Annotated in this window: 1 rRNA gene; it reads right to left on the reverse strand. The window is 48.9% G+C overall.

What is annotated here, in order from left to right:
* Positions 1 to 139 precede the first annotated feature (139 nt).
* A 5S ribosomal RNA gene (gene rrf / locus ACUYLD_RS25845) occupies positions 140 to 225 on the reverse strand; the annotation flags it as partial.

A 225-nucleotide genomic window follows, 5' to 3' on the forward strand; every position in this document is an offset into this window, starting at 1 on the left:
CGTCCGTTCTACAATAGTTACCTATATTATACAACATTAACGCGGTGTCGTCTTAAATAAAATGAACATAAAAAAAGGCTGTCGAGACTTTCTCGACAGCCTGAGAGCACAGCCCATTAAGGCTGTGCTCTTTTATCTTGCTTGGCGGCGTCCTACTCTCCCAGGACCCTGCGGTCCAAGTACCATCGGCGCTGGAGGGCTTAACGGTCGTGTTCGGGATGGGTA

This window comes from Paenibacillus sp. SER-28 (assembly GCF_052906305.1).